Origin of the sequence: Micromonospora sp. ALFpr18c (assembly GCF_008868155.1) — a bacterium.
Taxonomy (GTDB): Bacteria; Actinomycetota; Actinomycetes; order Mycobacteriales; family Micromonosporaceae; genus Micromonospora.
On sequence record NZ_WBKR01000227.1, the window covers coordinates 1 to 9,468 of the forward strand.

The 9,468-nt window shown below is 72.9% G+C and carries 8 protein-coding genes and 1 pseudogene; 3 read left to right on the plus strand and 6 right to left on the minus strand.

Features of this window, described 5'->3' with window-relative positions; genetic code table 11:
* Both F8271_RS33465 and F8271_RS27450 read left to right on the plus strand, forming a co-directional pair.
* Positions 1 to 579 (plus strand): annotated as a pseudogene (locus F8271_RS33465) (hypothetical protein); the annotation flags it as partial.
* Between the two features lie 285 nt (positions 580 to 864).
* Positions 865 to 2,070: a low temperature requirement protein A gene (locus F8271_RS27450; RefSeq protein WP_151492750.1), complete on the plus strand. Its 1,206-nt coding sequence runs from the start codon at positions 865 to 867 to the stop codon at positions 2,068 to 2,070.
* A 15-nt stretch (positions 2,071 to 2,085) separates the two neighbouring features.
* Here the strand turns inward: F8271_RS27450 and F8271_RS27455 are convergent, their stop codons facing one another.
* On the minus strand, positions 2,086 to 2,844 hold the full coding sequence (locus F8271_RS27455; protein WP_151492751.1) for an Asp/Glu racemase: 759 nt from the start codon (positions 2,842 to 2,844) through the stop codon (positions 2,086 to 2,088).
* Positions 2,841 to 3,668 (minus strand): hypothetical protein, encoded by an 828-nt coding sequence (locus F8271_RS27460; protein WP_151492752.1) that lies wholly within the window; start codon positions 3,666 to 3,668, stop codon positions 2,841 to 2,843. The genes F8271_RS27455 and F8271_RS27460 overlap by 4 nt, the downstream gene beginning before the upstream one ends.
* A 250-nt stretch (positions 3,669 to 3,918) precedes the next feature.
* Between F8271_RS27460 and F8271_RS27465 the strand changes: the two genes are divergently transcribed.
* The gene (locus F8271_RS27465) at positions 3,919 to 4,125 is read left to right on the plus strand and encodes a hypothetical protein (protein WP_007460667.1); all 207 of its coding nucleotides are present in this window, start codon (positions 3,919 to 3,921) and stop codon (positions 4,123 to 4,125) included.
* Positions 4,126 to 4,190: 65 nt separating this feature from the next.
* Here the strand turns inward: F8271_RS27465 and F8271_RS27470 are convergent, their stop codons facing one another.
* The 4 genes from F8271_RS27470 to F8271_RS27485 all read right to left on the minus strand — a co-directional run.
* A complete protein-coding gene (locus F8271_RS27470; protein WP_151492753.1) occupies positions 4,191 to 4,643 on the minus strand; it encodes a hypothetical protein in 453 nt (150 codons plus the stop codon).
* 397 nt (positions 4,644 to 5,040) lie between these two features.
* The gene (locus F8271_RS27475; protein ID WP_151492754.1) at positions 5,041 to 6,543 is read right to left on the minus strand and encodes a hypothetical protein; all 1,503 of its coding nucleotides are present in this window, start codon (positions 6,541 to 6,543) and stop codon (positions 5,041 to 5,043) included.
* A gap of 173 nt (positions 6,544 to 6,716) precedes the next feature.
* The gene (locus F8271_RS27480) at positions 6,717 to 8,813 is read right to left on the minus strand and encodes an amino acid transporter (RefSeq protein WP_151492755.1); all 2,097 of its coding nucleotides are present in this window, start codon (positions 8,811 to 8,813) and stop codon (positions 6,717 to 6,719) included.
* Between the two features lie 87 nt (positions 8,814 to 8,900).
* Positions 8,901 to 9,468, minus strand: a 568-nt coding sequence (locus tag F8271_RS27485; protein ID WP_225854796.1) for a hypothetical protein, incomplete at its 5' end; no start/stop codon positions are given.

Here is a 9,468-nt window from a genome sequence, read left to right on the forward strand (position 1 = left end):
GGCATGGTGTCGGCCGACACCATGCCGGCCGACACCATGCCGGTCGACACCACGCCGGCCGACACCACCCCGGGCGAGGTTGCTCCGGCCGACACCACGCCGGCCGAGGACGCTCCGGCCGACACCACGCCGGCCGAGGACGCTCCGGCCCACGCCATCGACGCCGAGCCCACGCCGGCCGAGGACGAGGGCAGCCCGGCCGTGGCCAGGGCGACCGACCCGACGCCGACGGCCGGCGCGGCGCCGGACGCCGACACGGAGCCGGTGCCGGCCACCCCGCCGGTACGTCCGCACTCCGACACCGTGCCCGACAGCACGGAGGTCGACTCGTCCAGCCCGGCCGACGACTTCCGCCGGATCCAGGGGGTCGGGCCAAAGATGGCGGCCGCGCTGCAGGCCGCCGGTGTGCGCACCTACGGCCAGCTCGGTGAGCTGGACGAGCCGGCGCTGCGGGACCTGATCCGTGCCGCCGGACTGCGTGCCGCGCCCGCACTGGCCACCTGGCCGCAGCAGGCCCGTGTGCTGGCCGGCGCCGGTGACGAGGCCGTCGCCGTGCTGCCCGACCCGGGCCAGGGCTGAGCAAGGACGATCGAGCCCCCGGCGGCCGTCGAACGCGACGGTCGGCCGGGGGCTCGGCCGTTGTCGGCGCACCGACCGAGCACCGGCGTGATCGACCCGCCGTCGCGGAAACCGCGCGCCATCGACCCGACCGGGACACCCCTACCGTCCGGGTACCGCGAGTCGATCATCCCCGGTCGGGAGAAAACCGGACGAAGCACGGGTGACGCCGAACGGTGCTCGCTACCGTCGGTCGAGGGTGGGCCGGACGGTCCGCCGCGTCGACCGGCACCTCAGGAGCGACCCGTGCAACTCGCCGCGCCGGAGCCCGGGTCCCCGAGGTCCCAACCCCCGGTCCGCGACCCGGAGGCCCCGCGCCGGGTGACACTGCTCGAACTCTTCTTCGACCTGGTGTACGTGGTGGCCCTCGCGCTCATCTCGCGGGGCATGGTCGAACAGCTCGACTGGCACCGAGCCGGGCAGGCACTGATCATGCTGGCCGCCGTCTGGTGGACCTGGACGATCACCACCCTGGTCACCGACCTGTACAACCCGGCCCGTACCGAGATCAAACTGCTGATCAGTGCCGTGATGTTCGGAGCGCTGCTGATGACCACGGCGATCCCGGAGGCGTTCAACGACCGAGGGCTCGTCTTCGCCGGCACCTACGTGGCGATCCACCTGGGACGCGGGCTGTTCCTCATGCCGGCCGTACGCCGCGAACCGCAGACCCAGCGTCGAGCGGCGCGCATCTTCGTCTGGTTCGTGGTGTCGGCGATCCCCTGGATCATCGGGGCGTTCGTCAGCGGGGACGCCCGGATCATCTGCTGGGCCATCGCGCTCGCCATCGACTACATCGGATTCCGGCTCGCGTACCCGGTGCCGGGGCTCGGGGTGGTGCCGGAGAAGCAGCGCAACGTGACCGCCGAGCACCTTTCCGAGCGCTACCAGCAGTTCTTCATCATCGCTCTCGGCGACGCCATCCTGACCATCGGCACCATGTTCAGCATGGAGCACAACGAGGCGGAGAACATCGGCGCCTTCGCGGTGGCGTTCCTGACCGCCCTGTTGCTCTGGCGGATCTACGTGCACAAGTCCGGCCAACTGCTGCCGCAGGCCATCCAGGCGGCCCAGTCGCCGAGCAAGTTCCTGTTCAGCGCGCCGTACACCCATCTGTTGATGATCTCCGGCGTGGTGACCACGGCCTCGGGCTTCCACCTGGTGCTGCACGAACCGACCGGCCGGACGCCGCCGGCCTGGCTGGCGGTCATCCTCGGCGGCCCGGCCCTGTTCCTGGCCGGCCGGGCCTCCTTCGAGTACGAGGTGTTCAGCCGGGTGTCGTGGTCCCGGCCCGGCGGCGTGCTGGCCCTGCTGACCATCGCGCCCGGCGTTCTCTACCTGCCGCCGTTGTTCGCCTCCCTGGGCGCCATGCTGGTGCTCGCCGGCGTCGCCTACGCCGATTTCCGCCGCAGTCACGGCAAGCCGCCGGAGATGCCGGCCCCGCCGCACTGACACCGCCCGGCCGGCTCAGCGGGGCGTCGGCCCGGCCAGCAGCCGCCCGGCGTCCGGCACGTACGGCTCGACGCCGAGGCCGGTGAGCAGTTGGTGCACGGTGGCGGTGGCCGCCGTGAGCACCGGACGACCGAGGCGCGCCTCGACCTGCGGCACCGCCGCCAGCGACGGCAGCTGCACGCAGGCGGACAACACCACGGCGTCCACGTCGGTGACGTCCAGCCGCTCGGCCAGCTCCAGCAGTCGGGAGGTCGGGATCCGGCCCACGGCGACGTTGTCCGGCTCGCTGAGGCTCACCGCCTCGGTCACCGTGACGCCGTACCCGGCGAGGTACGCGACGACGGTCGCCGTCAACGGCGGCAGGTAGGGCGCGATCAGCGCCACCCGCCGGGCGCCCAGCGCCCGCAGTCCGGCGACGAGGGCGCCCGCACTGGTCACCACCGGCATGCCGTGCCCGGCCCGACCGGCGGCGCGACCCAACCGCAGCTCGGCCCGCTCGTGCGCGCCGGCGCCCGCGCACATCACCGCCACCAGGCAGGCGTACGCGAGCACGTCGCAGCGCGCATCGGCCAGCTCGGCGGCGCACCGCACGGCGGACCGGTTCATCCGGGCCAGCTCGTCGGGAGTCACCTGGTGCAGCCGCACCCGACTGGCGTGGGTGGTGAAGTGGACCGTCGGGTCGACCGTCTCGCGCCGGCGCAGCATCGCCGGGATCTCGGTCTCCATGGTGGTGTTCGAGCTGGGCACCACCAGGCCGATCCGGTAACCGGTCACACCAGCGCCCCCGCGTACCCCCGCACCTGCAACCGCCGACCGGCGGTGCCACCGAGACGCACCTGGAGGCCGAGCGGCGCGGCGGCCCGGCGGACCTCGTCCAGGTGCAGCGACCCGTGCCGGTCGACGGTGAGCACCGGCGGCTCCTCCAGCTCGCCGACGGGCGCGTGGAAGGAGAGCAGGGTGACCGAGGTGGTGAGGTAACCGGGGTAGGCGGCGCGGGCCGCGGCCTCGTCGGGGTGGGCGAGCACCACCAGGTCGTCGAGGTGCGCGAAGTCGGCGGCGAGGGCGCCCGCCTTCCAGTGCGCCGGCTCCTCGGCCGCGCCGGTGAGGTGCCGGGACCGGTTCGCCGAGGTGATGTAGAGGTGGTCCGACCCCGTCTCGGCGAGCGCCCGCTCGAAGAAGGCGTTGGACGGGCAGGTCAACCCGGGGGCGATCACCTGGGTGGTCCGCAGGCCCTCGTCGACCTGGGTGAGGTGCTCCGGCAACCGGTCCGCCGCCGGCCCGCGGAAGCCGAACGGCCCCGCGCCGTACAGCGCGTCCATCAGCGCACGCACCCGACCGGCCGGCAGCCGGGGCGAGATCCGCGACCAGTCGAACATCCCCGGGATCCGGCCGACCGCCGTGGTGATGCTGCCGACCTGCTGGATGGGACGACCCTTGGCCAGGTTGACCCGGCGGACCGTGGCCGCGTCCGGGCGGGTGACGATGACGTAGAAGTTGGCGAACGCCGCCGCGACGACCGCGCCGCGGGCGAGCGCACGGGCCGCGACCGCGACGTCCTCGGGGCGGTCGATGTACAGGGGCGGTGTCGGGGCGTCCATGAGTCCTCCTCGGCGGGGCCGTGAGGCAGTTCTACGTCCGGCGACCCGTACCAGGGCAGGGTCGGTCGTCGATCCGATAGCCGGCCCGTGCTACCCGGTGCGGGTGGCCGATGTCCGGGCGGTACCGACGGCGGCTGACACCGGCCGGACGGACGATCCGTGGGCCGACCCCGACAACCGTTTGGCCGCTCCCACGGATGGGGTACAACGCCTGCACCTCAGTTCTCACCACATTTCTCAGGAGGCAGCGATGCGCGGCACCTCGATACTCGGAGTCATCGTCGTGATCTGGCTGGTGATCGGCGCGATCGCCGGCGGCCAGCGCGGCTACTACAGCGGCGACGACACCAACTGCGCCGAGGCCGGTACGATCCTGGTCACCATCGTGGCCGGGCCCTTGAACTACATCGGCGCCAACCCCAAGGTCGACTGCAAGCTGCCCGAGCCGTCCAAGTAGGACGACCGTACGACGGCCCGTGCCCCCGGTCGGGGCACGGGCCGTTGTGCGTCCGGTGCGGCCGCTCAGGTGTGGTAGACGACCAGGGCGCAACGGCCGCTGCCGTCGTCGGGGTGGGCGTAGCCCAGACAGACCCAGACCTCCGTCCAGCGGTACTGGGTGCCGCCGCTGGACTCCCAGTTCAGCTCGGCGGGCAGGCTGGTGGAGGTGTCGTCGACGGCGATCGGACCGGTGTACCGCGTCGACCAGTAGACGTAGGCGCGGGCGGCGTACCCGTCGGCCTTGCGGTCCCGCATGAAGTTGTAGTCGTACCAGTCGAGCCAGGCGTGGCCGGTGCTGTCGATACAGATGCTCGCGCCCGCGGTGGCTCCGGCCCCGCCGGTCGGGCTGCTGACGGTGTTTTCGCCGTACTTGCACAGAGCCGCCTGGGCCGGTGACGCGGCGGTGAGGGCCACGCCGCCCCCGAGGACGGCTGCCACGACCACGGCGGCGGCACGGCGGAACAGTCTGTTGGTCATCCGTACTCCCCTGTTGGCTCTGCCGCGGCCGGTCCGGCCGCCGACATCGGTTCGGTGCGACGTCGCACAGGGCGGGGCGAAGCCGTCGTGGTTCGCTGCGCGCCGCACGGTGCCCGGCCGACGGGAGAAGTCTTGGGGCCCGACGGCGGCCGGCGGAAGGGGTGCTCCCGTTCGGCACGGGCGCTCGGGTGTTCGGCCTGGTCACCCACCTGTTCGGATCTGGTCGGGACGGCCGGGCGCGGGCACCGCACACCCCGTACAGCGTCCTAGGAGGCTGGTTTGCGCATCCCGGATCGCGTTCGACCTGCTGAGCGTCCGTGAACACGGCGCCCGCCCGCCCGGACGATCGTCCGGGCGGGCGGGCGCGCTCAGGATGGATCCGTGCGCGGGTCGACGGTCAGCGGAAGCAGTGCGCGATCGGTACCGCGCTGCCCTCGCAGTTCGTCGGCTCGTTCTCGACGACCACGCTCTCGTCGTCGAGCTTGACCTGGGCGTGCTCGGCGAAGATGCCGCCGGGCTTCACCGAGGCCGCGTTGCCGGTGACCTTGCTGGTGTAGATCGCCACCGAGCCCGCAGCGGCGTAGACGCCGCCACCCTTGGACGTCGCGCCGACCGCCTCGTTGCCGGTCACGTCACTGCCCCGGACCAGCAGGTTCGCCTTCTCGGCGTAGATGCCGCCGCCGACGCCGTGGGTGGTGTTGCCCTCCACCACGCTGTCGTCCAGCGGCGTCAGGCCCTTCACGGTCGAGATGCCACCGCCGTTGACGGTGGAGGTGTTACCGCGGATGGTCATGGTGCGCATGACCAGCACGGCGTCGGAGTTCGCGGCGCCGCCGCCGACCTGGGCGGTGTTGTCCAGCAGCTCCGTGTCGGAGACCTTGGTACGCGCCGAGAAGCTGGCCAACCCGCCGCCCTGGGCCGCGCTGTTCTGCCGGAAGCTGGTGCTCTCCACGTCCGCCGCGCCCCGGTAGTTGCCGAGCCCACCGCCGTACGCGTTGGCGCTGTTGTGGTGGAACTCGGAGCGCTTCAGCGTCAGCACGCCGCCGTTGAGCAGGCCCCCGCCCTTGCCCGCGGCGCCGGAGGCGCTGTTGCCGACGAACGTGGAGTCGGTCACCACCATGTTCCCGTCGTTGAAGATCCCGCCGCCGCCACCCTCGGGGGACAGCGAGGTGCTCTGCGTGACGGTGACCCGCTCCACCACAGCGGTGGCGCCGTGCACCACGTGCACGCTGCCACCCTCGATGGCCGAGCGACCGTTGTGCAGTTCCATGTCGCGCAGGGTCAGCTCGCCACCGTCGCGGACGGTGAAGAAGCGGAAGGCGGCGTCCTGGGCGTCGCGGGCGATGGTGGCGCCCGCGCCGTCGATGGTGATGGGCTGGTAGATCACCGGCAGGCCGGCGGTGTCGTCGGCCGGGTTGTGCGGGGGCGCGTCGGCGTCACCGGGGGTCTCCGCGGCGTCGGCCGCCTCCCGCGCGTCGCGGATCCCGCCGTCGTACTGGTCGGTCTCGTGGAACGCCTCGGTGAGGACGTAGCGGCACTTGGGGGCGAGCCGCAGCTCCGCGCCGCCCTCGGCGTTGGCCGCGACCAGCGCCGCGATCAGCTTCGCCGAGTCGCACGGCACCGCCACGACGCCCCGCTTGCCGGTGCCCGGGGTGTCCGGGCGGGCGCGCTCGGCGTCGTCACGGTCACGCTGCGGATCGCGCCGGTCGTCGTCGTCCCGGGCCGCCGCGCTCAGCCGAGCCAGTCCCGGGAGGGAGAGGTCACGGTCGGCGGCGGCGGCGACGCCGGCCACGCCGGCCGCACCCGCGACCAGACTCCCGGCCAGCAAGCCGCTGGCTAAGACCCATCGGGACCGCCGCCTGGGTCGGGTCGCGCGGTCTCCCCTTCGGTACGTGGACATCAAGGTGCCTGCCTTCCTGCCTGCCTGACGTGACCGCGCCGATCCGGGCGCGGGGGGCTCGACGTGCCGCCGACCACCAAACGTCACGATAGGGCCGCGATACGGACAGGAAGGTGTGAACGTGAATAGTGCTGCTATTCATCTTTAACCGGGTCAGACACCGCAGTCATCGGTCAACCGCCGACGTGGATGCCGGGCCGGCGCAGCGGATCCCGCTCGGTACGGCGCAGGATCTCCCGCACCACCGGCGGGGTGTCGCCCTGGCCGAGGATGAGGTAGCGCAGCAGGTGCGCGATGGGACTTCCCTCGGACCACTCGAAGTGCGCGTGCGGCCGGACCCCGGTCGCGTCGCGCAGGGCGAGGAGGATCGCCGCGATCGCGTTGGGCGCCGCCGGGCTGCTGGCCCGCAGCACCCGGAAGCCGCCCACCCCGACCCCGTGCACCCGCAACACCTGACTGAACTCCGACGGGTCGACCACATCGATCTCCAGGAACAGCACGTCGGCCGCGCCGGGCACCGGGTTCATCCCCCGCTGCGCCCGCTCCTTGACGGTGTACTCCTTCACCGAGCCGCTCTGCCGCTTGTTCGCGATGAGGTGCAACTGCCCGTCATGTGCCAGCGACTCGGTGATGAACCGGCGGGCCGGCTCGTCGAACTCGATGCGCTCGGCACGCAGCTCGGTGGTCCGGGTGACCCGCGAGACCAGCGACACCGCGATGATGCCGAGGATGAACAACGCCGAGATCGTGATCCCGTCCGGTTGCTCGATGACGTTCTCCAGCAGCGCATACAGCAGCACCAGGGTCAGCACGGTGAAGCCGATCGCGGCGGCGCGCTGGCGGTGCCGGGCCGCGGAGATGGTCACCGCCACCGCCCCGGACACCATCATCGCCAGGATGCCGGTCGCGTACGCCCCGGCCTGGGCGTTGACGTCGGCCCGGAAGGCGATCGTGATGGCGACGCTGACCACGGTGTAGACGATGACCACCGGCCGCACGGCGCGCGCCCACTCCGGCGCCATCCCGTACGACGGCAGGTAGCGCGGCACGATGTTGATCAGTCCGGCCATCGCCGAGGCGCCGGCGAACCAGAGGATGAGCACGCTGCTCACGTCGTAGACGGTGCCGAACACCTCGCCGAGGTTGGTGTGCGCGAGGAAGGCCAACGCCCGACCGTTCGCCGCGCCGCCCGGCCGGAACTCCTGCGCCGGGATGAGCGTCGTCGTCACGAACGTGGTCGAGACCAGGTACACCGACATGATCAACGCGGCGGTGGTGAGCAGCCGGCGGGTGTTGCGGATCCGGGCCGCCAGCCGGGCCGGCTTGTCCGGCCCCTCGGCCGACACCAGGGGCATCATGCTGACCCCCGTCTCGAACCCGGACAGGCCCAGCACCAGCAGCGGGAACGCCAGCACGGCCGTGAGCAGCACGTGGCCCGGCCCGGCGCCGCCGCTGGTCAGCGCGGCGGTCCAGTCCGACACGATCCGCGGGTCGGCGGCGATCCGGACCACCGCGTCCGCCACGATCACCGCGTTGAGCAGCAGAAAGACGGCGACCAGTGGGATGGCCACCACCACCGCCTCGCGGAAGCCGAGCAGGAACACCCCGCCGAGGACGAGCAGCAGCACGACGGTGACCACGACCGGGACGGCGGAACCGTGCAGGGCGTCGGGCAGGTACGGATTCTCCAACAGGTGCACGGTGGCGTCGGCCGAGGAGAGGGTGATCGTGATGATCCAGGACGTCGCCACGAACCCGAGCAGGACGAGCACGAAGATCTTGCCCCGCCAGAACGGCAGCAACCGCTCCAGCATCGCCACCGACCCCTGCCCGTGCGGACTCTCCTGCGCCACCCGCCGGTACATCGGCAGCATGCCGAACAGGGTGAGCGCGACGATCAACAGGGTCGCCAGCGGCGACAACGCCCCGGCGGCGACCGCCGCGATGCCCGGCAGGTACGACAGGGTCGAGAAGTAGTCCACGCCGGTCAGGCACATCACCTGCCACCAGGCGTGCCGGCGGTTCTGTCCCTCGCCCGCCTCCGGGCCGGGAGGCTGCACCTGGTGCTGGAAGAGCCACCGGCGCAGCGGGCTGGCCGGCGGCGCGGACCGGACCGGACTGGGCACCCGATCGGGGACCACGACGCCCTGCCGGCCGCCCCGATGCGGGCGGGCCGGGTCACGGGCCGCCCGCAGCGCCGGGTCCGGCCCCGTCGGCGCGTGACGGCGTCCGTTCCAGCGTCGCGGTTTCGCCCGGTGCTCGTCAGACATCGCCCGTCCCACCCTCGCAGGTTCTGCTCCGACGGTAGGCGGTACCCCGCCGCCCGACCGGCGGAACCGGGCAGGCCGACGGCCTGCTCAGGGCAGATCCGGGTCGGCGAGGAGCCGGGCCAGGGCGGGCGGATCGGCGACCGTCACCGTGGCCGCCGGGTGTCGTGGCCACCCGGCGGGCGCCAGCGCCGGCACCGGCACGCCGAAGCGCACGCAGGCCCCGCCGGCCGTGCTGCTGCCGAAGCTCACTCCCCGGTCGGCCAGCGACACGTGCGGGCCGATCGCCCGCCACCAGCGGTACGGGCCGCTCACGTCGACGCCGGTCACGTTCGCCCGCTCGGTCCGCAACCGCCACGGCCCGTACCTGATCAGCAGCTCCCGGTCGGTGACCTCGACCCAGGCCGTCGCCGGCCGGACACCCAGCAACGCCAACGCCGGGCGGAACACCGGGTCGAAGCGGAACGGGAAACGCGTCCCGGTGGCGCTCATGCCGCGCCGGGACGGACGGTGGGTCGCGGCACCGGGCCACCCGGCCGCAGGGGGCCGGGCCGCGCGGGCCGAGGTCGGGCGGCGGGCCGGCGCCGGGCCAGGACGGTCATGGCGCGGGCGTACCCCGTTCGGGCCGGCCGACACCCCCGATCTGGCGTCGTCGCCG